This is a genomic window from Arsenophonus nasoniae DSM 15247 (assembly GCF_000429565.1).
Taxonomy (GTDB): domain Bacteria; phylum Pseudomonadota; class Gammaproteobacteria; order Enterobacterales; family Enterobacteriaceae; genus Arsenophonus; species Arsenophonus nasoniae.
The window spans coordinates 1-25,386 of the sequence record NZ_AUCC01000001.1 but is presented as its reverse complement, the minus strand read 5'-3'; the positions used below and the strand labels follow the sequence as shown (position 1 = coordinate 25,386).

The following is a 25,386-nucleotide window of genomic DNA, read 5'->3' as shown; positions in this document are numbered from 1 at the left end:
ACGTAATTATTTATAGAAGAAAAAATTTCTTTTCAACTAAATATAATAAACCCGTATTCTGCCTGATAACTCCCTATTGGCGCTAGTAAAAAAACATATTTACAATTTATTTATCATTGAGACTTTTATCCCCCACCGAAATAACGGAAATAACTTTATACTGAAGCATCCTTATGCAAATTCAAAGGCCACAATTTATGAAAGCCCTGCTGTTAGAACAAGAAAATCAAGTATTAAAAGCCAATATAAAATCGATCGACGACACACTTTTGCCTTCGGAAGACGTTACTGTAGATATTTATTGGTCTACACTAAACTACAAAGATGCTTTAGCTATTACAGGTAAAGGAAAAATTATCCGCCAATTCCCGATGATACCAGGTATCGATTTTGCCGGGATTGTTAAGTCTTCAACAAATCCAAAATTTCAAGCCGGCCAGCAAGTTTTACTGACGGGTTGGGGAGTTGGTGAAAACCATTGGGGGGGATTAGCAGAACAAGCCCGAGTGCCAGCCAAATGGTTAACCGCTATTCCTGAAAAAATGACGTTGCGACAAGCCATGATAATCGGTACCGCTGGTTTTACCGCCATGCTTTGTATAATGGCTTTGGAAGAAAACGGAGTAACATATGATAAAGGCAACATTCTTGTGACTGGCGCCAGTGGTGGTGTAGGTAGTACCGCAATACAACTTCTTGCTAAACTTGGTTATTCCGTCACAGCAGTAACTGGTCGAGAAAGTAATATCGATTATTTAAAAGCGCTTGGCGCTCAGCAAGTGCTGCTTCGTAAAGAGTTTACTACAATACCTCATCCTTTAGAAAAACAGCGCTGGGCAGGTGCTATTGATACCGTTGGTGGCAATATTTTAGCCACGGTTATTTCACAAATGTGCTATGCAGGGACGGTAGCAGCCTGTGGTCTGGTCGCTGATATTAGGTTATCAACAACAGTGATGCCTTTTATTCTGCGTAATGTAAGACTGCAAGGGATCGACTCTGTAATGGTTCCAACGATAAAACGCCCACAGGTTTGGCAACGGTTAGCCAATTTATTACCCGACAGTTTTTATCAATTAACAACAACCGAGATCCCGTTAGAAAAAGTGATTGATTATGCTGATAAATTAATCAACAACCAAATCACTGGCCGAATACTGGTAAAAATACGTTAACTGGTTAATATTCGAGACAACTTTGCTGATTAAACTAAAATTTTGCTGCTAATTGCTATGAAATGTTGATAATATCGTTCTTTGTCGTCAAAATAAACGTTTCCATTATGAGAAAAAGATGACAAACTATTAGCATCGAGTTATCTTGTCAAATTATCAATTATCAGTCGGAGATACCCGCAAAATGACAAAAGATTTCCACATTTTGCTGCTAAATGGCCAAAATTTAAATATGTTGGGAACAAGAGAACCATCATTCTATGGTGGTCTTACACTTCAGGATATTGTTAACCAAACGAGCCAAAAAGCAAAACAATTAGGAGTTAAATTAAGTCATTTTCAATCTAATGCGGAACATGAGCTGATTAATAAAATCCATCAAGCTCAAGGGAAAGTAGACTTTATATTGATTAACCCAGCAGCATTAACGCATACTAGTGTGGCATTACGAGATGCAATATTAAGCGTTGCCATTCCTTTTTATGAGATCCACCTTACTAATATTTATGCACGTGAACCATTTAGGCATCACTCTTATCTCTCTGATATTGCAAACGGCGTCATTTGTGGCTTTCGAGCTGACAGTTATATTTTTGCATTAGAAGCTGCGGTTAAATTCTTAATACGTGTTGAAGAATTAGATGCCGACGGTGAACCTAAATCTAATAAATGTAAAGAATAAAAATACGGAATTAACTTATGGATATTCGTAAAATTAAAAAATTAATTGAGCTTGTTGAAGAATCTGGCATTTCTGAACTAGAAATTTCGGAAGGTGAAGAATCAGTGCGTATTAGCCGTACAATCGTGCAGAATTTACCAACTTTACAACAGTATATGGCAGCACCCACCACACATCAACCAGCTTTAGCAAACGCCATAGCGCCTTCTCAAATTTTACCTGAAACAACCAATGAGAAAAAAGCCGAGATCAGTGGTTATACTGTTCGTTCACCAATGGTTGGTACCTTCTACCGAGCGCCTAGTCCAGAAGCAAAGCCATTTGTTGAAGTCGGACAAACGGTTAAGGTAGGGGATCCTCTATGTATTGTCGAAGCGATGAAAATGATGAATCAGATCGAAGCTGACAAAGCAGGTGTAGTTAAAGCAATTCTCCTGGAAAATGGAGAAGCGGTTGAATTTGACGAGCCATTGGTTATCATCGAATAACGAGGCATCCTATGCTTAAAAAAATTGTTATCGCCAATCGTGGCGAAATCGCTTTACGCATCTTACGTGCCTGTAAAGAACTAAAAATACAAACTGTTGCCGTGCATTCTGCCGCTGATCGCGACTTAAAACATGTATTACTTGCTGATGAAACCGTCTGCATCGGGCCTGCCGCTTCAGCTGAAAGTTATCTTAATATTCCAGCAATTATCTCAGCAGCAGAAATTACTGCTGCAGAAGCTATTCATCCTGGTTACGGTTTTCTATCTGAAAATGCCGACTTTGCCGAAAAAGTGGAACGCTCTGGTTTTATATTTATTGGCCCTAAACCAGAAACCATTCGTCTTATGGGCGATAAAGTTTCTGCCATTGAAGCCATGAAAAAAGCCGGTGTTCCTTGTGTTCCAGGCTCAGATGGACCTTTAGGAAATGATATTAAAACCAATAAAACGATTGCTAATCGAATTGGCTACCCGGTTATTATTAAAGCCTCTGGTGGTGGTGGTGGCCGCGGTATGCGCGTTGTTCGTAATGAAAGTGATCTAGAACAAGCTATTACTTTGACGCGCGCCGAAGCGAAAGCGGCTTTTAATAATAGTATGGTTTATATGGAGAAGTTTCTAGAAAATCCTCGCCATATTGAAATTCAAGTACTTGCTGATGGTCAAGGCAATGCGATTTATTTAGCCGAACGTGACTGTTCAATGCAGCGTCGTCACCAAAAAGTCGTTGAAGAAGCACCTGCGCCAGGTATAAAAGCGGATATGCGTAAGAGCATTGGTGAACGCTGTGCAAAAGCTTGTCTTGATATCGATTATCGTGGAGCCGGTACCTTTGAATTTCTTTATGAAAATGGCGAGTTCTACTTTATTGAAATGAATACGCGTATTCAAGTCGAACACCCTGTGACAGAAATGATCACTGGGGTTGATCTGATTAAAGAACAGTTAAGGATCGCTTCCGGCTTACCCCTATCTATTAAACAAAAAGATGTCAAAATTCATGGGCATGCAATAGAATGCCGAATTAATGCCGAAGATGCCAATACCTTTTTACCAAGTCCGGGTAAAATTACTCGCCTCCATATTCCTGGTGGTTTTGGTATACGCTGGGAATCACACATTTATGCCGGTTACACAGTTCCACCTTACTATGACTCTATGATTGGTAAGCTAATTACTTATGGTGAAACCCGCGAAATTGCCATTCTTCGGATGAAAAATGCCTTATCCGAATTAATCATTGATGGCATTAAAACTAACATAGAATTACAACAAAAAATTATGGATGACAGCAATTTTTTCAAAGGTGGTACCAATATCCATTACCTGGAAAAAAAACTGGGATCACAGGAATAAACTTTTCTATTTACCTTTCATTGCAATAGGGTACTGAATGTACCCTTATTTTTGATAATTTTTCTGCATATAATCGTTAACCAACATACAAATCCTCAGATTAAATTTTTACTACCAGGAGAAACAATGGACAAACGTTTTCTGCAATCCAACAAAGAAGCTCGTTGGTCAGCTTTTCTTACCGTTGCTTATTTATGTAGTTGGATTATGGCTGCCTACCTCCCGGGTGAAAAAGTGGGTATAACAGGGATGCCATTATGGTTTGAACTTTCATGTTTATATTTACCGCTGATTTTTATTTTACTTTGTATCTTAATGGTTAAATTTATTTTTAAACAAATGTCGTTGGAAGATAAAGATGCAAATTGAAATCCTCTTACCACTTATCGGTTATTTATTATTGGTTTTTTTACTGTCTATTTATGCCTATCTACGACGCCAAAAAGGCGAATTTTTGCATGAACACTTTCTAGGTAATCGCTCTATGGGTGGGGTTGTTTTAGCGATGACTATCACCGCAACCTATATCAGTGCAAGTTCTTTCATAGGTGGTCCTGGAGCAGCCTATAAATATGGCCTTGGCTGGGTGCTACTTGCCTTAATTCAGGTGCCTACTATTTGGCTCTCGCTTGGCGTTTTAGGTAAAAAATTCGCCATCTTAGCGCGTCGCTATCATGCGGTAACACTTAATGACATGCTGTATGCTCGTTTTCAAAGCCGTTTACTGGTATGGATCGCGAGTATTAGTTTGCTGGTCGCTTTCTTCGGTGCTATGACGGTTCAATTTATTGGTGGCGCTCGTCTGCTAGAAACAGCGGCAAATATTCCGTATGAAATAGGATTATTAATATTTGGTATCTCGATTGCACTTTACACTGCCTTTGGTGGCTTTAGAGCCAGTGTCCTTAATGACACCTTACAAGGCTTTGTTATGTTACTAGGAACAATTATTCTGCTGGTTGCTACAGTTCACAAGGCGGGAGGCCTGGCCACAGCAACAGAGACCCTAAAAGCGATTGATCCCAAACTGATTACGCCACAAGGGGCTGATGATATCTTTAGCATGCCATTTATGGTGTCTTTCTGGGTTTTAGTCTGTTTTGGGGTTATTGGCTTACCACATACTGCTGTCCGCTGCATTTCCTATAAAAATAGCCAAGCGATGCACCGTGGGATCATTATCGGCACCATTGTAATGGTTATTTTAATGTTAGGAATGCATTTAGCAGGAGCATTGGGTCGAGCCATTTTACCGAACTTAACTATTCCGGATCAGGTGATCCCAACATTAATGATCACGGTTTTACCTCCATTCGCCGCAGGAATTTTCCTTGCAGCCCCAATGGCTGCCATTATGTCAACAATTAATTCACAATTGCTTCAATCTTCAGCAACTATCATAAAAGATCTATATTTAAATATTGCACCAAATGAGATAAAAAAAGAGAAAAAATTAACCTGGATCTCAAGTGCTTCTACCCTCATTCTTGGTGCTTTATTACTATTAGCCGCCTGGCACCCACCGCAAATGATTATTTGGTTAAATTTACTGGCTTTTGGTGGATTACAAGCTGTTTTTCTTTGGCCATTAATACTCGGACTTTATTGGGAAAGAGCAAATCGTTTTGGTGCATTAAGTTCAATGATTATTGGTGCCCTCTCTTACACATTATTTACCGCGTTTGATGTTAAAATTTTAAATTTTCATCACATCGTACCATCACTATTATTGAGTTTGATTGCTTTTTTAATTGGTAATTTTGTAGGTGAGAAAAAATTATTATCTACATCGATAAAAATTAGCTAATAACCCACGATCTGAAGAGAATATTTATGCCCTGGATACAAATACGTCTGAATTCAACAGCCGATCATGCAGAAGCCTTAAGTGATATATTAACGGAAGCCGGAGCGGTTTCTGTCACCTTTCAGGATAGCTATGACAACCCTGTTTTTGAACCCCTACCGGGTGAAACTCGTCTTTGGGGAGATACGGATGTTATTAGTTTATTTGATGCAAAAAGCGATATGGAGCAGGTTATTAATCAACTTGCAAGTCACTCTTTATTAGGTAAAGATTTTGTGCATAAAATTGAACAAATAGAAGATAAAGATTGGTCGCGTGAATGGATGGATAATTTCCATCCCATGCGTTTTGGACATAAATTATGGATCTGTCCTAGCTGGCGTGATACGCCGGATCCCAATGCTGTTAATGTCATTTTGGATCCTGGTTTGGCATTTGGTACCGGTACACACCCTACCACATCGCTCTGTTTAGAATGGCTAGATAGCTTAAATTTGAAAGATAAAACGGTTATCGATTTTGGTTGTGGCTCAGGCATACTGGCCATTGCCGCACTTAAGCTAGGCGCAAAGAAAGCCATTGGTATTGATATCGATCCACAAGCTATCCTTGCTAGCCATAACAATGCTGACCAAAATAATGTCGCCGATAAATTAGTTCTTTATTTAGCAAAAGATCAACCGAAAGATTTAAAGGCGGATATTGTTATTGCTAATATCTTAGCGGGCCCCTTACGCGAATTAGCGGGCGCAATAGGGGCGTTAACCAATCCCAATGGTCTACTTGGACTATCTGGAATATTAAGCAACCAGGCTGGAACAGTTATAACTGCTTACCAACAAAAGTTTAATATTGAGCCGATAATAGAAAAAGAAGGCTGGTGTAGAATAACAGGGATAAAAAAAGCGGATTAAACTCAAGCAGGATTAGCGTAATACATGCGTTAATCCCTGTAATAAAATTTTTACGAGTAATCTCTTTTGGAAAAATCACAAAATGATAACGACCACCAATCTAATAATGTTTATTGTTTAAGTGAAATAGTATCTTTTGAATAACCATAATAAAAATAATTATTGAGGTTGATTTTTATACAATCAACAGAGATAATCTAACCTAACAAGGAATTTACGATAAAGAATAACAAAATTTGAAAACAAATCAGAAATTTTCATTATCTTGATTTTTATGAATATTATTTGTAATCAGAAAAAATCAAGCTAAAATTTTTCAAAGAAATATCAATTTGCTCAAAGTTTGTCCTTTCATCTCTCGTAAAAAATGCGTAATATACGCGCCCTTGCAGTCACAGGATGGTCTTCTTTTATCGCCTATGTATATTGGTCAATATCAGATAAAAAACTGCCTCGTTGCAGCACCAATGGCAGGTATCACCGATAGGCCTTTTCGGTCATTGTGTTACTCAATGGGTGCGGGTATGACAGTTTCGGAGATGCTGTCTTCCAATCCTCAGGTTTGGAAAACAGACAAATCCAGATTGAGAATGATCCATAGTGATGAATTAGGCATCCGTTCTGTGCAAATTGCAGGTAGTGATCCCGATGAAATGGCAACAGCTGCACGAATTAATGTTGCAAATGGTGCTCAGATCATCGATATCAATATGGGTTGCCCTGCCAAAAAAGTGAACCGTAAGTTAGCAGGTTCAGCATTATTGCGCTATCCAGAGCTGATTGAGAAAATTCTATTAGCTGTTGTGAATGCGGTTGATGTTCCTGTTACATTAAAGGTTCGCACTGGTTGGTCACCTGAAGAACGGAACTGTATAAAAATAGCCCAACTGGCCGAACGTTGTGGTATTCAAGCTGTAACTATTCATGGTAGAACGCGTGCCTGTTTATTTAATGGTGCAGCTGAATATGACAGTATTCGAGCAGCTAAGCAAAATGTTACTATTCCTATTATCGCTAATGGCGATATTACTGACCCGCTTAAAGCCAGAGCAGTGCTTGACTACACTGGGGCTGATGCCTTAATGATTGGTAGAGCTGCTCAGGGGAGACCCTGGATCTTTCGGGAAATCCAGCATTACCTGGAAACAGGCGAGTTACTGCCACCTATGCCTATTGCTGAGGTGCAGTGCTTAATGCAAGCGCATGTTAAGGAGCTGCACGACTTTTACGGTCAAGGCAAAGGAATCCGCATCGCACGCAAGCATGTCTCTTGGTACTTAAGAGAACATGCACCTGATGACCAGTTTCGGCGCACATTCAACACCATAGAGGATGCCAGTGAACAACTGGAGGTGTTGGAGGCATATTTCGAAAAATTTTGCGTAAATCAAAAGAAAAGAGCTGACAGAACTATGTTCGAACAACGCGGAAATTCTGACGTACTAACCGTTGCTACTATAAATTCACAAGATCAAATAACTCAAAAGCCACTACGTGATTCAGTTAAACAAGCACTGAAAAACTACTTTGCCCAACTTAATAACCAGGATGTCAATGACTTATATGAATTAGTACTGGCTGAGGTGGAAAAACCATTATTAGATATGGTAATGCAATATACCCGTGGAAATCAGACCCGTGCTGCATTAATGCTAAGTATCAATCGTGGAACTCTACGTAAGAAATTGAAAAAATATGGTATGAATTGATATACTCATACATGCAAAAAAGGCGCTTACCTTACTGGTAAACGCCTTTTTATTTAACAGGTAAAAAATCAAAATAAATTTGCCATTAACTTTCAACAACCTTTTATAAAGTTATTGCCAAGCTTTAAATCGGCCAAATTTCAGCTAGATTTTTATATCATGCTAGCGTGGCTTATCCTAAGCCTCCATCACTAAGCGCAGTTTTTTCATGGCATTTTTTTCTAATTGTCGAACACGTTCAGCAGATACACTATATTTATCGGCTAAATCCTGTAAAGTGGTTTTATTCTCATCATCAAGCCAGCGCGCACGAATGATATCCTGACTACGCTCATCCAAGGTGGACAGTGCTTGCGTCAATTTATCAGTAGCATGGTTTTCCCAATTATCTTCCTCAATGCTATCGGCAAAATCAGAAGATTTATCCTGTAGATATAAAACCGGTGCAATAGTCGTATTTTCACCACTATCATCATCGTCATTCATGTCGAATGCCATATCTTGTGCTGCCATTCGCGATTCCATCTCACGAACATCCTTGCTGGTTACACCTAGCTCCTTGGCAACCATATCAACTTCATTTTGATTAAACCAACCGATACGTTTCTTATTCTTACGCAAATTGAAAAAAAGTTTACGTTGAGCTTTGGTGGTTGCAACTTTAACTATCCGCCAATTACGCAATACATATTCATGAATTTCAGCTTTGATCCAATGGACGGCAAATGAAACTAAACGTACGCCAACTTCAGGATTAAAACGGCGAACAGCCTTCATTAGGCCAATATTACCTTCTTGGATGAGATCCGCTTGTGGCAATCCATAACCTGAATAATTACGCGCGATATGAATAACAAAACGTAAATGAGAAAGTATAAGCTGTTTAGCCGCATTTAAATCACCATGATAATGCAGCCGCTTTGCATATTCTTGTTCTTCCTCTGCTGTTAGCATCGGATAAGCATTAGCTGATCGCACATAAGCTTCAATGCTACCTTGTGGAATTAATGCTAATGATTGCATATCTTTGGTCATTGATATCCTCTTTGAATTCAATAAACTAAGAGTTAGTTCTAAATAAAAATTTTATATTTGAGCAGAATTCCATTGCTCAGCGATTAATCTGATATCGAGTAGTTTACCACTGCTTGGTATCGAAGAAAATTGCCTTGACTTAAATTACATTGAACTTTTAACTTCGACATAATGACAGCATAAAAGTTCAATATTGATTATCCAATCACTTTTTCTGCTGAAAATGATCACTCTGGCGTGAAACGGCTTAAGTGTTGAGCAGTAGCAAGCCAAGCTGCTAACCAGCCAATCATCGCGGCAACCAGGATAATTAATAGCACTTCATCCCATAAAAGCCCTTGTATATGAAATGTTGTACCAAACACACCCGCTACTTGTGTAACGATATCGGTTAGTTGCCATACCAATAATGCAGAAAGTATTAATGAGAGTAAAGCACCCAAAAATCCCAGTATAATACCACCATTTAAAAAAGGACGCATAATGAAACCATCTGTCGCTCCAATCAACTTCATGACATTAATTGTATCCCTACGGGCAAAAATATTTAATCTTATGCTATTGCCTATCACTAAAAACACCGCCATAATCATTAAAATACCAATCACCAATGCAATCTGTCCTATCAGCCCCGTTAATGCGGCTAAACGGGTAAACCAACTATCGTCCATGCGAACATCTTCAATTCCAGCTAACTGACCTACTTTATTACGCAGGTTTATCAATGATTGTGAATTTTGAAAATCAATTTTAGGCGTGATAATTGCTACTGCGGGTAAAGGATTTTCTTCCAATAGGTCTAATGCTGTGCTAAATCCTGACCAGTTGCGAAACTCAATCATGGCTTCTTCCCGTGACAAATAATTCACACTTTTAACACCGTCTAATTGCCTAAGCCCAGCGACTGTCTGTTCAGCACCTTTTTCATCCAAAGATTTATCCAAATAAACGGTTAATTGGGGTGTGGGGTACCATTGTTGCGCTGCTTGTGAAACATTTTTCCAAACAATATAACAAAGACTGGGCAACGTTATTGAGATCGCAATAACAGCCACCGTTAAAAACGTAGCCAAAGGCTGACGTAACATATCTGCTAATGTATTTAGCCAAGCATAGCGCCATTGCTCTCGCCACCCTCCTTTTAATGCCTTGGCTTTGGCTGTTTTATGGATAGGTTTTTTAGCCATTCTGACCTCCTATCATTCTTCCTTCGTTTAATGTCAAAATAGCATAATGACGACGCGCAATAAGCTCAAGATCATGAGTGGCAACTAAAACTGTTACACCAACGCGATTGAATTCTTCAAACAATCGCATGATACCTTCAGATAATTCATCATCCAAATTACCCGTTGGTTCATCTGCTAACAATACACTAGGCTTATTAACGATTGCACGAGCTATACCTATCCGTTGCTGTTCCCCACCTGATAATTGAATTGGATAACTTTTCGCTCTATTAAGTAATCCCACTTTATCTAGTGCAGCGGAAACCCGACGACGAATATCCTCAGAGCTGGCACCGGCAATAATTAGCGGCATAGAAACATTGTCGTAAACGTTTCTATCAAATAACAAATGGTGATCTTGAAAAATCATGCCTATCTGTCGACGTAAAAAAGGAACTTCCCTTTTTTTTAACCGACTAATGTGGTGACCACCAAACCAAATATGGCCAGTACTGGGGCGTTCAATACCACAAATTAACTTTAATAAGGTACTTTTCCCCGCCCCCGAATGACCGGTAAGAAATGCCATTTCTCCAGGATGAAGATGAAAATCAACACCCTGGAGTGCTTGCTTACCACCACGATAAGCTTTACTAACATGTTCAAAGCGAATCATTGATATTAATCCTCTCGGACAAAAAGCGCCTCGATGAAATCATGAGCTACAAATGGCCGGAGATCATCAATCCCTTCACCAATCCCGATATAACGTATTGGGATCTTAAACTGATCAGCAATAGCAAAAATTACGCCACCTTTAGCTGTACCATCAAGTTTAGTTAAAATAATACCGGTTAAACCAACTGCCTCATGAAAAATTTTAGCCTGATTAATTGCATTTTGACCAGTACTCGCATCTAACGTTAGCATCACTTCATGAGGTGCGTGTTGATCAAGTTTTTGCATAACTCTGACAATTTTTTTCAGCTCTTCCATCAAATGCGTTTTGTTTTGCAATCGTCCGGCAGTATCTGCAATCAATATGTCAATCCCTTTCGCTTTCGCCGATTGAATGGCATCAAAAATAACTGATGCAGGATCGGCGCCAGTCTGCTGAGCAACAACTGGGATATTGTTACGCTCTCCCCAAACTTGCAATTGTTCAACCGCCGCTGCCCTAAATGTATCTCCAGCCGCTAACATTACCGATTTACCTTCTGCCTGATATTGACGGGCTAACTTACCGATTGTAGTGGTTTTACCCACCCCATTAACCCCAACCATCAATATTACATAAGGTAGTTTATTTTCTATAACCAAGGGCTTCTCAACACCAGATAAGATATTGGCCATTTCTTCGCGCAATTTGCTGTAAAGCATCGCAGCATCATTCAACTCTTTACGATTAGCATGATTAGTTAAACTATCTATAATCTTGCGTGTTGTTTCTAGACCCACATCAGCGATTAAAAGTTGTTCTTCCAATTCATCGAATAAATCATCATCAATTTTTTTACCGCGAAAAAAACTAACAAAACCGATGCCCATATTCTGCCGCGTTTTTAATAAACCCCGCCTTAACCGTGAAAAAAAATTCTCTTTTGCCGGTTTTTTTTGCTGTTGTATCGGCGGTGTTTTTTTCTGTTCATCTATTTCTTGCACAGTGACTGTCTGTTCACTAAGTGTAACAATTTCTGCGGCTTTTACGTCGACTGTTTGATATTGACTATTTTCTTTTTCCGCTGATTGAGACGGCACCTTTTCTGCTTTTTCCGATTGCTGTGATGTCTCTATGACATCCGTCAACCCTTCCGCATTGTCTTGTACTCTTGATTCAGGTTGTTGCTCTGTCTCTTTTTGTTGCACTTCATTTTCAGATCCTAACCCTAGCCAGGAAAAAAAACTTTTTTTTCTCTTTTTAGCCATCTGCCATTACACTCCTAGCGGTAAAAATGTGGTGTTACTAATGTAAATAATAAAATATGTTGGCAGTGTATCATTTGATTTGATTGCAACACATATCTGACACCTATTTCATGTTAAATTAGCGATAATTTTCATGTTGTACATACTGTCGATAAACATTGGTATTATTATCACCTATATTAACAAACTGTAATGACTAAACTATGTAAATTATGGCAAGAAAAATACAATCTGCATCACGTGGCCAAATTCGTATCATTGGCGGGAAATGGCGGGGACGAAAACTACCTGTTTTTGATAGTGAGGGCTTACGCCCCACAACAGATAGAATCAGAGAAACTTTATTTAATTGGTTAATACCTGTTATTCAAGAGGCTCGCTGCCTTGATTGTTTTGCAGGTAGTGGCGCTTTAGCTATTGAAGCACTTTCTCGCAATGCCGCTTCCGCTACCTTAATTGAATTAGAGCGCCCTGTCGCAACACAACTTGCGACCAATCTAGCTAAATTAGAGGCAAAAAATGCACAAGTGATTAATAGCGATGCATTGAACTATCTGGCACAGGCAGGCACAGCCTATGATGTCATTTTTCTTGATCCGCCTTTTCGTAAAGAACTATTGCAAAAAACAGCCTTGCTATTAGAACAAAATGGTTGGTTAACCGAAAACTGTTGGATTTATGTTGAGGCAGAAACAGAGGCTAATTTAGCCATGTTACCTAAAAATTGGCAGCTTCATCGTAAAAAAGTTGCAGGACAAGTCGCTTACTGTCTTTATATTCGCTATCAATGATTAATTGGAAAATATCATGTTAATAAATGCTGGAAAATTATTAATGGTTTTTGTTTGGGGATTCATGATTTTTAATTTAATCCATCCGTTCCCTAAACCATTAAAATATTTTATCGATGTGGCAATGATTTTTATGCATGCTATGCAAGCCATTTTTTTGCAAGCCGCTTTTGCAAAAACAGAAAAACATCCTCGTTGGCTGCAAATAAAAATTTTTATATTCGGCGTTTTTGAACTCTTAGCCTGGCAGAAAAGACAAAAAACGGATAAATTGCAACAATAAACCAGAAGTGATTACAAGAGCCGTGCATTATCAGCTGATAAAATTAGTTATTTTGCATTGGCTTTAACTTCAAAGCGAACAAATTCTGTTCCCTGCATATAAAGTGTACCTCTATCTCCCTTTTTGATCGCATTGTATTCCCTTTGCTCTTTAACAAAAATCTTTATCACATCACTAGTTGATAGTCGCTGAAAATAAATTTCATAACGGAAAGTTTCAGGGGTAACAACCTCTCGTTGACGAGAACGCATATTAGGATAGGGATAATCTTTCTTATCAATGACCTCAACTGGATAACTGAAAATCGGCGAATTGTCATTAATTACATTTTGTCGACGTTGATCAAAAAAACGTTTCGTCGCTAGCATAATAATGATAATAATGGTAATAACGAATATAACTGATTTATTCACAATATTTTCAAAGCTTTTATCATTGATGTAATTATTATTGTCTATCCTCTAATAGGATCAATAATTTCTAATTAATCTTTTTAGCTAGTGGGGAAACAATGATTAGTTGGCCATTTCTTGCTGTGTTATTTTCTGGTTGGCTCTATATTGATGCTGCCTATCGCGGTCCACAATGGCAATGCTGGTTGTTTCGGCCAGTTACGTTATTACTGCTAGTATTTTGGGCCTGGAGTGCCGATATTACTGATGCTTCCGGCTACCTGATCATGGCGGGGCTATTCGTGATGCTGATGGCTGATGGCTGGCAAATGCTTTCTAGTGAACGTTTATTACCCGCTATTTTCTTGTTATCTCTCAGCTTTCTGCTTTATACCATTAGTTTTGCCCTGCAAATGAACTTCTCTTTCTACTTGCCACTACTGGCTATCTTGCTGATCCTTAGTGTCATTGTATTAATTATAATTTGGACACCGGTTGGGTCATTACGTGCACCTGTTTTTTTTCTACTAGCAATGTCATTTATTATGGCATGGATAGCAGGTGAACAATATTTTGGTCTAGCAAGAGAACATAATTTCTCCATTATGATAGGTGCATTTTTACTTTTTCTTGCCAACAGTATCTGGCTGATCGCCAATTTTCGTTATCCCTTTAAAGCATCTAAAGCGACAATTACCGCTTGCTATTTTATTGGTCAGTTTTTAATTGTACGCTCGCTTTACTTATAAGTTTGATTGACAACAATTTTTCCGTTAAATAGCATTTTTTATCAAAAATCCCCTCTTTTTATGTTTGACTTTAGAGTTAACTCTAAAGTGTAAAGTAGATCACAGAAACGAAATTTTAGATTGAGTGCATTAAAAGGGGATACTATGTGTGCACATACCCATAAACAACATAAACATACTGCACAATGTTGCACAATTAGTGGTCGCTGTAGCGATAAAAAGAAAGTTAGTGGTCACAAACATAACAAAAAAACTGTAGCGCTATCGGCAAAAAATACAGATGATGAAGAGCATCATCCCGCCAAGAGTAGCGCTAATCTTATTGATCCATCTGTATGCAATAATAGCAAAAAACATAACTGCGTAAGTGAACATTCACTTATATCTGAAGAGAATAATACCTTTAGTTCAAGAGGAAAGCAGCGTTTTCATTGGATTGTAGGGGGTATGGACTGTGCAAGCTGCGCGCGTAAAATTGAAATAGCCGTTGGTAAGGTCAAGCATGTCAAACACGTAAAAGTGCTATTTACAACCGAAAAATTAATTGTCGATGCGGATGAAGATGTTCGTGATGATGTTATCAAAGCGGTGCAACAGACTGGCTTCAAATTATATAGCCTGAACACCGCCGAATCAGTAGTAAAAAATAGACAAAATAATCCATTTAGTGAATCTAAGCCTATCATTATTTTACTATTTTTAATGCTCATCAGTTGGGGAATTTCTTTCATTGATGCAAAAATAGGACAAATTGCTTTTATTCTCACCACACTATACGGACTCTATCCGATTACAGTTAGAGCAATACAGTTGATACGCTCAGGTACTTTTTTTGCGATAGAAACACTAATGAGTGTTGCAGCAATAGGCGCATTATTCATTAATGCCAGCGAAGAAGCCGCGATGGTGCTGTTGTTATTTATGTTAGGGGAAAGATTAGAATCATATGCCGCTGGACGCGCACGCCGAGGCATCAGTAGTTTAATGGCCTTGATCCCTGAACAAGCGGCGCTAATTAAAAATGGTGTCAAGACCATTGTTCCTGTCTCAACACTACAACCAGGCAATATCATTGAAATCGCTCCCGGTGGCCGTTTACCAACTGATGCCGAATTACTGAATGAATTTGCCAGTTTTGATGAAAGCGCACTAACGGGTGAATCGATGCCTGTTGAACGAAAAAAAGGCGAAAAAGTACTTGCAGGCGCACTTTCTATCGATCGCGCTATACAAATGAAAGTCGTGTCCGAACAGGGTCAAAATGCCATCGATCGGATTATGATATTAATCGAGGAGGCTGAAGAGCGCCGCGCACCGATTGAACGATTTATTGATCGTTTTAGCCAAATTTACACGCCCATTATTATGTTAATCGCTATATTGGTTATTATTATTCCACCGCTATTTTTTGCTCAACTTTGGGATATATGGCTCTATCGTGGTCTAACTTTGCTGTTAATTGGCTGCCCTTGCGCCTTGGTGATCTCTACGCCAGCGGCAATTACTTCTGCCCTAGCCGCAGCGACCCGTCGAGGAGCACTGATTAAAGGGGGCGCAGCTTTAGAGCAATTAAGTTCAGTCACCCAAGTAGCCTTAGATAAGACAGGTACACTTACCGAAGGAAAACCGCAAGTTACTGACATCATAACGGCTGAAACCGTGGCCCAGGAAACACTCTTGCAATTTAGCGCTTCAGTCGAAAACGGTTCACATCATCCTTTAGCAAAAGCGATTTTGGCCAAAGCTCAAGCACTAGAAATTAATATTGAACCCGCCCAAAATCATAAAGCATTGGCCGGTATTGGGGTGGAGGGTTATTTGGCAGGTAAACATATTCTAGTAGCAGCACCGAATAAAATCTCTGACGACATATTAACTCTAAAATGGCAACAAACGGTAAAAAAACTTGAAAAGCAAGGTAAAACCGTGGTGGTGATCTTAGTTGATAATAAGCTACTTGGCATTATTGCGATGCAAGATACACTACGCTCAGATGCGTTTGATGCTGTTAATAAGCTGGGAAAACTTGGTATTAAAACCGTCATGCTAACGGGGGATAACCCACTGGCAGCTAAATCAATTGCCAAAAAAATTGGTTTAGATTATCGGGCAGGACTGTTACCTGAAGATAAAGTCAATGCAATTATAACCCTCAGTAAAACCGATCATACACTGATGGTTGGTGATGGTATTAATGATGCTCCGGCAATGAAAGCGGCTAACGTCGGTATAGCCATGGGTAATGGAACGGATGTCGCGCTTGAAACCGCTGATGCAGCATTAACTCATAATCGGCTAACTGGATTAGCTGAGATCATTATGTTGTCACGAGCAACCAGAGCCAATATTCGTCAAAACATTACTATTGCCTTAGGACTAAAAGCCATCTTCCTAGTGACTAGTTTATTAGGCATAACCGGCTTATGGATAGCTGTTTTAGCGGATTCGGGTGCCACTGCATTAGTGACCGCAAATGCACTCCGCTTATTGAAGGCGCATCAGACAGAATAAACATTTTATTAAATATTATTTATATATTGAAGAAAAGAGAGGCATGGTTCAATAGCCTCTCTTTTTCAATATATTATTTTCTTTAACACCGTTTCATTTTAAGTATTAATTCACTTTTTGCGGATCAAATAACGGTAAGGAGGTTGCTGGGTCTCTTCAGCTAAAAGTTGATGTTGCATAAAACGACAAAAGGCTGGAATATCACGGATTGTAGCCGGATCATCAGCAATAATTAATAATGTATCACCTTCAGCCATCTGACGAACCATTTTTCTTATCATCATAATTGGTTCAGGACAACGTAATCCTTGTGTATCAAGAGTTCGATTTGGGTTAGTAAAAATATCTGGCATAGGTATTTCGTTTTAAAGCCTATTCAATAGCTTGGAATTATATTACAAATCAAATAAATTCTCCTGCCATTTATTAAATAAAATAGATAAGAAAACTTTATTATTCATTTTGCTTTTATCTTATCCCAGGAGTATGATGCGCTGCGTAAATGACATTATCATGGGTTCCCTCACCCCATTTAATCAAAAAGGTATAATATGTTCGAATTAACGCCACAACAGCGAATTAAGGCACTCATCTGGCTTTCCTTTTTTCATATTTTGATAATTACCTCTAGCAATTATCTGGTACAACTGCCGATTACCATTTTCGGCCTTCATACCACATGGGGAGCGTTCACTTTTCCTTTCATTTTCTTAACAACTGATCTAACTGTACGTATTTATGGTGCTGCTCTCGCTCGACGGATTATTGCTGCGGCTATGCTGCCGGCGCTTTCTATCTCCTACATTCTATCGGCACTTTTTTACCAAGGACAATGGCAAGGATTTATTACCCTAAATGAATTTAATTTATTTGTTGCCCGTATTGCGCTAGCAAGCTTCATGGCTTACGTTTTGGGCCAAATTATGGATATTTTCGTGTTTAATAAATTACGTAATTATCGTCGTTGGTGGATTGCGCCGACGGCTGCAATGTTTTTCGGTAATCTACTGGATACGATTGCTTTCTTTTTCATTGCATTTTATCGCAGCACTGACCCTTTTATGGCGACAAACTGGGTGGAAATTGCTTTAGTCGATTATAGCTTTAAGTTATTTATTTGTATGCTATTTTTCCTTCCAGCTTATGGATTGATGTTGAACTTCATTTTAAGCTACTTTTTCCAGGGTCAACACGAAAAGAATTGTTATCTAGCTAGCAGATAATAATTAAGTTGAATCAAGTCTAAATATGCCTAATTGAATATCTGTTTAACAATAAAACCATCCATTGAGTGGAGAATAACGATATCCACTCAGTGTAATAATGTATAAACCACAGAACACTTAGCAATTATTTTCGTTATAGGGTAGTTGTAGACTTTAATATGATATTTGATATCAACTAAATAAGCGGTCATCTATCACAATATAAACAATTTTTAATCAACAATGTTTATTAAGAAACAAAAACGAGCATTCATAGTGACTTTTGATAGCAGAACTAACAAATTTATGACGAAGTTCACATTTATGCTTGAATAATTAAAAAATTATTTCTATCGCCGATATATATTTTGTCTGTTTACGCACAAATTTATAACATTTTCGCATTCATATGCAGACATATGCATTAACATGAGTTATCTTAGCGCGCGATTAAGAAAGAAGACCGAATAATAACGTCTCACATTTTTCGTTTTAGCAATTGCTTATTACTTGATAGCAATAATTTAAATGCTATCGGAGGGGAATTATGTTAAGTATTTTTAAGCCAGCACCACATGACAAAAGAGTTCCGGCAAATCAAATTGATCCACTTTATCGCCGCCTACGTTGGCAAATTTTCTTCGGTATTTTCTTTGGTTATGCTGCTTACTATCTAGTTAGAAAGAATTTTGCCTTAGCAATGCCTTATTTAATTGAACAAGGCTTTTCCAAAGGTGATCTTGGTTTTGCGCTATCAGGTATCTCAATTGCTTATGGTATCTCAAAATTTATTATGGGCTCAGTCTCTGATCGTTCAAATCCGAGAGTATTTTTACCTGCTGGGCTAATTTTATCCGCTTCAGTGATGCTGATTATGGGCTTTGTACCTTGGGCAACCTCAAGCATTATGATCATGTTTGTTTTACTCTTCCTATGCGGTTGGTTTCAAGGTATGGGATGGCCCCCCTGTGGCCGCACAATGGTTCACTGGTGGTCACAAAAAGAACGTGGTGGTATCGTTTCGATTTGGAACTGCGCGCATAATGTTGGTGGCGGCATCCCGCCTTTATTATTTATATTAGGTATGGCATGGTTCCACGACTGGAAAGCAGCGCTATACATGCCAGCTCTTGCCGCCATTTTAGTCGCTATCATTGCTTTTGCTTTAATGCGTGATACACCACAATCATGTGGTTTACCACCGATTGAAGAATATAAAAATGACTATCCCCCTGATTATACCGACAAAGACGAAAAAGAGCTGACCGCAAAACAGATCTTTATGCAATATATTTTGCCTAATAAACTGCTTTGGATGATCGCTTTTGCTAACGTTTTCGTTTACTTACTACGCTACGGCGTGCTTGACTGGTCACCGACTTACTTACGTGAAGTTAAACACTTTGCTATGGATAAATCGTCATGGGCTTATTTCTTATATGAATATGCAGGTATTCCCGGCACACTACTTTGCGGTTGGATGTCAGATAAAGTTTTCAAAGGAAACCGTGGTGCCACCGGCGTATTCTTCATGGCATTAGTCACCATTGCAACCATTGCCTTCTGGCTCAATCCTCCAGGGAATCCTCATATTGATATCGCTTGTATGCTAATTATTGGATTCTTAATCTATGGCCCTGTTATGTTGATTGGTTTACATGCACTTGAATTAGCTCCCAAAAAAGCCGCAGGTACTGCAGCTGGTTTTACCGGTTTATTTGGCTATCTTGGTGGTTCAGTAGCGGCAAGTGCTATTGTGGGTTATACCGTTGACTATTTCGGCTGGAATGGCGGCTTTATGGTAATGATTGGCGGTAGCTTTCTTTCTGTTATTTTATTGTTTATTGTGATGCTAAGTGAAAATAAACATAAGCGCCAAATGATGGAGCAACATAGCTAATTTTTGTCATAGATCTACTATCTTTAATTAATAAACTCGGCCAAAAGGGGAACTCACTTTATCGCTGATTTCCCCGATCATAATAAAGAGAATTATACTAATGAATATAAAATTAAATACCTTGGTTGCTAGTATGTTATTAGTTATGTCGATGTCAACAATTGCACAATCTAATGCAAAAGTTGTTATTGCTTATCGCGGGGCAAGTGGCTATTTGCCTGAACATACATTACCCGCCAAAGCAATGGCTTATGCGCAAGGTGCCGATTTTCTTGAGCAAGATTTGGTAATGACAAAAGATAATGAGCTGATTGTGTTACATGATCACTATCTTGATAGCGTAACAGACGTTGCTGACCGCTTTCCAGGCCGTGCTCGCAAAGATGGTCGCTTTTATGCCATTGATTTTACCTTACCAGAAATTCGTTCACTTAAATTTACTGAAGCCTTTGAAATGAAAGATGGTAAAAAAGTGCAAACCTATCCTAACCGTTTCCCAATGGAAAAATCCAGCTTTCATATTCATACTTTTCAAGAAGAAATTGAATTTGTCCAAGGTTTAAATAAATCAACCGGCAAAAACATAGGCATTTATCCTGAAATTAAAGCACCTTGGTTTCACAAGCAGGAAGGTAAAGATATTTCAACTAGGGTGTTAGAAATACTAAAGCAATATGGCTATAGCAACAAAAACGATAATGTCTATCTCCAGTGTTTTGATGCTAATGAATTAAAACGTATTAAAAATAAGCTTTTCCCTAAATTAGGTATGGATTTAAAACTGGTTCAATTAATTGCTTATACTGACTGGCATGAAACTTATGAAGAGCAGCCTAACGGTAGCTGGACTAATTATAGCTATGATTGGATGTTTAAACCAGGTGCAATGAAAGAAGTGGCTAAATATGCTGATGGGATAGGGCCAGATTATCACATGCTTATTAGTGAAAACTCCAAGCCTGGTAAAATAAAGCTGACTACAATGGTTAAGGATGCACACAAAAATAAGTTAGTTGTTCATCCTTATCCTTATACCATTCGGATTGATAAGCTACCAAATTACGTGAAAAACGGCGAACAACTGTTTGATATTATCTATAACAAAGCTAACGTCGATGGTGCCTTTACCGATTTTCCTGATCTTGGGGTAAAATTTTTGCAAAAACAGCATCAACATCAATAACAACCACCAATAAACTCAGCGGTAATAATTTACCGCTGATTACTTTTAGCTTACTAATATTAAGCCCGCTCGATAGAAAAAGAGATAACATCACTGATTTTTTCTGCATTCAACGCCAACATAACTAAACGATCAATGCCTAAAGCAACGCCCGAACAATCAGGGATGACTTTATCTAATGCCGCAAGGAGACACTCATCAATGGGCTGCTCTGGTAAACCCATCTTTTCACGAATTTGGTTATCATGCTCAAAACGTTCTCTTTGTTCTTGTGCATCCGTCAACTCACGAAAACCATTAGCCAACTCAATACCCTTAAAATAAACTTCAAAACGCTCAGCGACGCGGTGATCTTCTTTACTAATTTCGGCTAATGCTGCTTGTGAAGCGGGGAAATGATAGATAACAGTGGGTTTATCTTTACCTAGATTAGGTTCAACTCCCATAGTAAACAAAAATTGTAACAATACATCTTTGTCTTCTTCAGTTTCTGCGTTATTTAAACCCAATTTCACTGCTGCATCACGTAATTGTTTTCTTTCTGATTCCAGTGCTAATGGATCAATATTTAGATAACGCTGAAAGGCCTGTTGATATGATATCCGCTCAGTTGGTTGGCAGTCCAAAATCTGTTGCAGCAAATCATCCACTTCATCAATAAGTCGGTACATATCATAATGTGGTCGATACCATTCCAGCATAGTAAACTCTGGATTATGGTAACGTCCCTCTTCTTCATTACGAAAAGCTTTAATTATCTGATATATAGGCCCACTGCCGGCCGCTAGCAAACGTTTCATATGATATTCTGGACTCGTTATCATATACAGTTTGGTGCTATCAGCGATGACCGGAGCTATAAATTGGGTTTCAAACGGCGAGAGATGAATATCTGTTACCGTGAATTTGCTTAATATAGGCGTCTCTACTTCTACTACTCCTCGATCGATGAAAAAACGCCTGATTTCAGCAATAATTTTGGCTCTTTTCAGTAAGTTATTGATAGACGCGCTCGGTTGCCAATTCACGACCTCACTCATTGTAAAAACTCCAAAAAAGAATAAAGCGCGCTAGTTTACTCGCCTGTAAACAAATAAACAAATGTTTCATATCGTTAATCTCATCACTAGGTTTTTTAACAAAAAATAAACTAACCCTTAGTTGAATAGTAAGAGAACCTGAAAATATTAATTAGTTGAAAGAAATAATTAATATTAGTTATAAGTTAATATAACTATTTTCTATATGATCTCCAATTTAGCTGAACAAAGAAAATATTTCAACTGAAAATCATCAAGCCATAAAAAACAAATTCAAATAATATCAATACCTTAAAAGAATTTAGAAGTTATTTTCAGCTATAAAATTAATAAAAAAACTAAAAATAATCATTTTAATGAATTAATACAAATTTTTATTATTGAAAATACATTCATTTATAATAATTTTATAAACACAAAAATATTATAAAATATGACTAAAATTACCTTATTGCTTATGAAAATATTATCAATGAATATATTTTATTAATTATAAAAATACCAAAAAGAAATAACGTTATATATCAATAAATAAGCATATAATTATACTATTTTCATTAAATAAAATTCATATTATTTATTAAGTTAGTAACAAAAACTGCCTACTAATGCTTGTTTAAAATTTATTTAAAAATCTTTAACAATAAAAAAATAAAAACCCATTCGAAATCCATTAACTTAATAAGATAACATATAAACTTAATTATACTCATTTTATGATCAAAAATAGCTAATTTTTAAAACAAGTCTATTAGCTCTCACTTTTTATAAGCAAAATCCTAGAAAACTAGTACCTGAATCAAATCTCTGTCCGTAACAATTTGTTATAAATTGCTTAATAATAATTTATTGTTAATTATTAATCATAATTAGATAACAATGCCATAACAACATGAAGTTTATTTCAAATAGTAATGGAGAAGCATAGTGTGCAAACCTTTAATGCAGATTTAGCCATAATAGGAGCAGGCGGGGCGGGTTTAAGGGCAGCAATTGCTGCTGCAGAAGCTCATCCCCATCTGAAAATTGCTTTAATTTCAAAAGTCTACCCCATGCGCAGTCATACAGTTGCTGCAGAAGGTGGCGCAGCTGCAATCGCTCAATCCCATGATACTTATGATTATCACTTTAATGATACGGTTTCAGGGGGAGATTGGTTATGTGAACAAGATGTGGTTGAATATTTTGTCAAACATTGCCCAACCGAAATGACACAACTGGAATTATGGGGATGCCCATGGAGTCGTAAAAAAGATGGTACAGTGAACGTTCGTCGCTTTGGAGGAATGAAGATCGAGCGCACTTGGTTTGCTGCTGATAAAACCGGCTTCCATATGTTACATACTTTATTTCAAACCTCACTCAAATACCCACAAATCCAACGCTTTGATGAACATTTTGTGTTAGACATTCTTGTTGATGAAGGACGCGTACATGGCCTAGTCGCTCTTCATATGATGGAGGGTACACATGTTCAAATTAACGCAAATGCCGTTATTATGGCCACCGGCGGCGCGGGTCGTGTTTACCGTTATAATACTAACGGTGGAATTGTTACCGGTGACGGCATGGGTATTGCGTTGCGTCATGGTATTCCATTACGTGATATGGAGTTTGTCCAATACCATCCAACTGGCTTGCCAGGCTCTGGAATACTGATGACTGAAGGCTGTAGAGGCGAAGGCGGGATCCTCATCAACAAAGATGGCTATCGTTATCTGCAAGATTATGGTTTAGGCCCTGAAACCCCACTCGGTAAACCAGAAAATAAATATATGGAATTAGGTCCACGAGACAAGGTTTCTCAAGCTTTTTGGCATGAGTGGCGAGCAGGCCGCACAATAAAATCATCTCGCGGTGATGTCGTACATCTTGACTTACGCCATCTGGGAGCAGAGAAACTACATGAGCGCCTGCCCTTTATTTGTGAATTAGCCAAAGCTTATGTCGGCGTCGATCCCGTTACCGATCCTATCCCTGTTCGCCCAACCGCGCACTATACAATGGGGGGTATTGAAACGGATCAGAAATGTGAAACATCAATTAAAGGTCTATTTGCTGTGGGCGAATGTTCATCGGTTGGCTTACATGGTGCAAACCGCCTAGGTTCTAACTCATTAGCAGAATTAGTCGTTTTTGGGCGATTAGCTGGCATAGAAGCAGCAAAATACGCCACTGAAGCCTCTCCAGCAAATAAAAATGCCATTGAATTAAAAGTGCGTGAAATTGAAACCAATTTAACCAAACTATTCAACCAAAAAGGTAAAGAGAATTGGGCTAACATCCGAGATGAAATGGGAATAGCAATGGAGGAAGGTTGTGGTATCTATCGAACACCAGAATTAATGCAAAAAACCATAAATAAATTAGCCGAACTTAAAGAACGTTTTAAACATATTGAAATTACCGATCATAGCAGCGTCTTTAATACCGCTCTGCTCTATACTATCGAATTAGGATTTAGTCTTGATGTAGCGGAATGCATGGCTCACTCTGCTTTCTATCGCAAAGAATCTCGTGGTGCCCATCAGCGTCTGGATGAAGACTGTACTGATCGTGATGATGCTAATTTCTTAAAACATTCTCTTGCCTATTATAATTCACAAGGCGCACCGCATATAGCTTATCGTGATGTGAAAATTACCAAATTAGCGCCAGCTAAACGCGTATATGGTGGTGAAGCAACGGCACAAGAGCAAGCAAATAAGGAGCAGGCTAATGGCTAAGATGAAAAAACTGAAAATGCAGATCATGCGCTATAATCCTGAAACTGACGATGTCCCTTACTGTAATGGTCAACAAATTCTGTAGAAGATCTAAGCGGCATTTTTTAGTTCATGATATTTTTGATGTGGCGTTAAATAACCAATCGTTGAATGGCGTCGATAATAATTGTAAAACTGAATATAATTTTCAACTTCACAGACAACAGATTGATGATTCATAAACGATAAACGATAAACGGTTAAGTCTTTCTGTCTTTAAACTCCTAAAAAATCTTTCCATCACGGCATTATCGAGGCAATTACCTCGCCGACTCATGCTTTGAGTTATTTTCCGTTCAAAGAG

The 25,386-nt window shown here is 38.3% G+C and carries 23 protein-coding genes and 2 pseudogenes; 17 read left to right on the top strand and 8 right to left on the bottom strand.

All coding sequences use genetic code 11. The features are described 5' to 3' along the window. Window positions 1-197 precede the first annotated feature (197 nt). From acuI to fis, 9 genes and pseudogenes are all read left to right on the top strand, one after another. Window positions 198-1,175: an acrylyl-CoA reductase (NADPH) gene (gene acuI / locus G468_RS0100125; protein WP_026821342.1), complete on the top strand. Its 978-nt coding sequence runs from the start codon at window positions 198-200 to the stop codon at window positions 1,173-1,175. Window positions 1,176-1,359: 184 nt separating this feature from the next. Continuing rightward, on the top strand, window positions 1,360-1,857 hold the full coding sequence (gene aroQ, locus G468_RS19315) for a type II 3-dehydroquinate dehydratase (RefSeq protein ID WP_051296894.1): 498 nt from the start codon (window positions 1,360-1,362) through the stop codon (window positions 1,855-1,857). A gap of 17 nt (window positions 1,858-1,874) precedes the next feature. Continuing rightward, window positions 1,875-2,345, top strand: a complete 471-nt coding sequence (gene accB / locus G468_RS0100115) for an acetyl-CoA carboxylase biotin carboxyl carrier protein (RefSeq protein WP_026821341.1) — start codon at window positions 1,875-1,877, stop codon at window positions 2,343-2,345. A gap of 11 nt (window positions 2,346-2,356) precedes the next feature. Further along, window positions 2,357-3,703 (top strand): acetyl-CoA carboxylase biotin carboxylase subunit, encoded by a 1,347-nt coding sequence (gene accC, locus G468_RS0100110; protein ID WP_026821340.1) that lies wholly within the window; start codon window positions 2,357-2,359, stop codon window positions 3,701-3,703. A gap of 126 nt (window positions 3,704-3,829) precedes the next feature. After that, window positions 3,830-4,072 carry a YhdT family protein gene (locus G468_RS0100105; RefSeq protein WP_026821339.1) on the top strand — a complete coding sequence of 81 codons (243 nt, stop codon included), beginning with the start codon at window positions 3,830-3,832 and terminating at the stop codon, window positions 4,070-4,072. Then, entirely contained in the window at window positions 4,062-5,510 is a 1,449-nt protein-coding gene (gene panF / locus G468_RS0100100) for a sodium/pantothenate symporter (protein ID WP_026821338.1), read from the top strand. Before G468_RS0100105 ends, panF begins: the two co-directional genes overlap by 11 nt. A 26-nt stretch (window positions 5,511-5,536) precedes the next feature. Beyond that, a complete protein-coding gene (gene prmA, locus G468_RS0100095) occupies window positions 5,537-6,424 on the top strand; it encodes a 50S ribosomal protein L11 methyltransferase (protein ID WP_026821337.1) in 888 nt (295 codons plus the stop codon). A 419-nt stretch (window positions 6,425-6,843) separates the two neighbouring features. Further along, a pseudogene (gene dusB, locus G468_RS19310) lies at window positions 6,844-7,803 on the top strand (tRNA dihydrouridine synthase DusB); the annotation flags it as partial. A gap of 33 nt (window positions 7,804-7,836) precedes the next feature. Beyond that, entirely contained in the window at window positions 7,837-8,133 is a 297-nt protein-coding gene (fis, locus tag G468_RS24375; protein WP_167876718.1) for a DNA-binding transcriptional regulator Fis, read from the top strand. 177 nt (window positions 8,134-8,310) lie between these two features. Here the strand turns inward: fis and rpoH are convergent, their stop codons facing one another. The 4 genes from rpoH to ftsY all read right to left on the bottom strand — a co-directional run bounded on the left by rpoH (window position 8,311) and on the right by ftsY (window position 12,263). Continuing rightward, window positions 8,311-9,168: an RNA polymerase sigma factor RpoH gene (rpoH, locus tag G468_RS0100085; RefSeq protein ID WP_026821336.1), complete on the bottom strand. Its 858-nt coding sequence runs from the start codon at window positions 9,166-9,168 to the stop codon at window positions 8,311-8,313. Window positions 9,169-9,395: 227 nt separating this feature from the next. After that, entirely contained in the window at window positions 9,396-10,355 is a 960-nt protein-coding gene (gene ftsX / locus G468_RS0100080; RefSeq protein ID WP_026821335.1) for a permease-like cell division protein FtsX, read from the bottom strand. After that, window positions 10,348-11,013: a cell division ATP-binding protein FtsE gene (gene ftsE / locus G468_RS0100075; RefSeq protein WP_026821334.1), complete on the bottom strand. Its 666-nt coding sequence runs from the start codon at window positions 11,011-11,013 to the stop codon at window positions 10,348-10,350. Before ftsE ends, ftsX begins: the two co-directional genes overlap by 8 nt. A gap of 5 nt (window positions 11,014-11,018) precedes the next feature. Then, complete coding sequence (ftsY, locus tag G468_RS0100070; RefSeq protein WP_026821333.1) at window positions 11,019-12,263, bottom strand: signal recognition particle-docking protein FtsY; 1,245 nt, start codon at window positions 12,261-12,263, stop codon at window positions 11,019-11,021. Window positions 12,264-12,475: 212 nt separating this feature from the next. On the opposite strand from ftsY, the gene rsmD reads away from it, so the two are divergent. Further along, window positions 12,476-13,054, top strand: coding sequence for a 16S rRNA (guanine(966)-N(2))-methyltransferase (gene rsmD / locus G468_RS0100065; RefSeq protein ID WP_026821332.1), 579 nt, complete (start codon window positions 12,476-12,478; stop codon window positions 13,052-13,054). 16 nt (window positions 13,055-13,070) lie between these two features. Beyond that, window positions 13,071-13,337 carry a DUF1145 domain-containing protein gene (locus G468_RS0100060; RefSeq protein WP_026821331.1) on the top strand — a complete coding sequence of 89 codons (267 nt, stop codon included), beginning with the start codon at window positions 13,071-13,073 and terminating at the stop codon, window positions 13,335-13,337. A gap of 47 nt (window positions 13,338-13,384) precedes the next feature. Here G468_RS0100060 and G468_RS0100055 read toward each other — a convergent pair whose 3' ends face one another. Next, complete coding sequence (locus G468_RS0100055) at window positions 13,385-13,750, bottom strand: DUF2500 domain-containing protein (protein WP_026821330.1); 366 nt, start codon at window positions 13,748-13,750, stop codon at window positions 13,385-13,387. A gap of 98 nt (window positions 13,751-13,848) precedes the next feature. On the opposite strand from G468_RS0100055, the gene G468_RS0100050 reads away from it, so the two are divergent. Together G468_RS0100050 and G468_RS0100045 are read left to right on the top strand one after the other, a co-directional pair. Beyond that, the gene (locus G468_RS0100050) at window positions 13,849-14,478 is read left to right on the top strand and encodes a lysoplasmalogenase (RefSeq protein ID WP_034249106.1); all 630 of its coding nucleotides are present in this window, start codon (window positions 13,849-13,851) and stop codon (window positions 14,476-14,478) included. A 144-nt stretch (window positions 14,479-14,622) separates the two neighbouring features. Beyond that, entirely contained in the window at window positions 14,623-16,989 is a 2,367-nt protein-coding gene (locus G468_RS0100045; RefSeq protein WP_026821328.1) for a zinc/cadmium/mercury/lead-transporting ATPase, read from the top strand. Between the two features lie 110 nt (window positions 16,990-17,099). Here G468_RS0100045 and tusA read toward each other — a convergent pair whose 3' ends face one another. Then, window positions 17,100-17,342, bottom strand: a complete 243-nt coding sequence (tusA, locus tag G468_RS0100040; protein ID WP_026821327.1) for a sulfurtransferase TusA — start codon at window positions 17,340-17,342, stop codon at window positions 17,100-17,102. Between the two features lie 198 nt (window positions 17,343-17,540). On the opposite strand from tusA, the gene G468_RS0100035 reads away from it, so the two are divergent. The 3 genes from G468_RS0100035 to glpQ all read left to right on the top strand — a co-directional run bounded on the left by G468_RS0100035 (window position 17,541) and on the right by glpQ (window position 21,277). Next, on the top strand, window positions 17,541-18,212 hold the full coding sequence (locus G468_RS0100035; RefSeq protein WP_026821326.1) for a 7-cyano-7-deazaguanine/7-aminomethyl-7-deazaguanine transporter: 672 nt from the start codon (window positions 17,541-17,543) through the stop codon (window positions 18,210-18,212). A 529-nt stretch (window positions 18,213-18,741) separates the two neighbouring features. Next, entirely contained in the window at window positions 18,742-20,094 is a 1,353-nt protein-coding gene (glpT, locus tag G468_RS0100030; protein ID WP_026821325.1) for a glycerol-3-phosphate transporter, read from the top strand. A gap of 100 nt (window positions 20,095-20,194) precedes the next feature. Continuing rightward, a complete protein-coding gene (glpQ, locus tag G468_RS0100025; RefSeq protein WP_026821324.1) occupies window positions 20,195-21,277 on the top strand; it encodes a glycerophosphodiester phosphodiesterase in 1,083 nt (360 codons plus the stop codon). 59 nt (window positions 21,278-21,336) lie between these two features. Here the strand turns inward: glpQ and epmA are convergent, their stop codons facing one another. Further along, the gene (gene epmA / locus G468_RS0100020; RefSeq protein WP_026821323.1) at window positions 21,337-22,317 is read right to left on the bottom strand and encodes an elongation factor P--(R)-beta-lysine ligase; all 981 of its coding nucleotides are present in this window, start codon (window positions 22,315-22,317) and stop codon (window positions 21,337-21,339) included. A gap of 929 nt (window positions 22,318-23,246) precedes the next feature. Between epmA and frdA the strand changes: the two genes are divergently transcribed. Beyond that, the gene (gene frdA / locus G468_RS0100015) at window positions 23,247-25,043 is read left to right on the top strand and encodes a fumarate reductase (quinol) flavoprotein subunit (RefSeq protein WP_026821322.1); all 1,797 of its coding nucleotides are present in this window, start codon (window positions 23,247-23,249) and stop codon (window positions 25,041-25,043) included. Between the two features lie 90 nt (window positions 25,044-25,133). Here frdA and G468_RS25025 read toward each other — a convergent pair. After that, window positions 25,134-25,386, bottom strand: a pseudogene (locus tag G468_RS25025) (integrase core domain-containing protein); the annotation flags it as partial.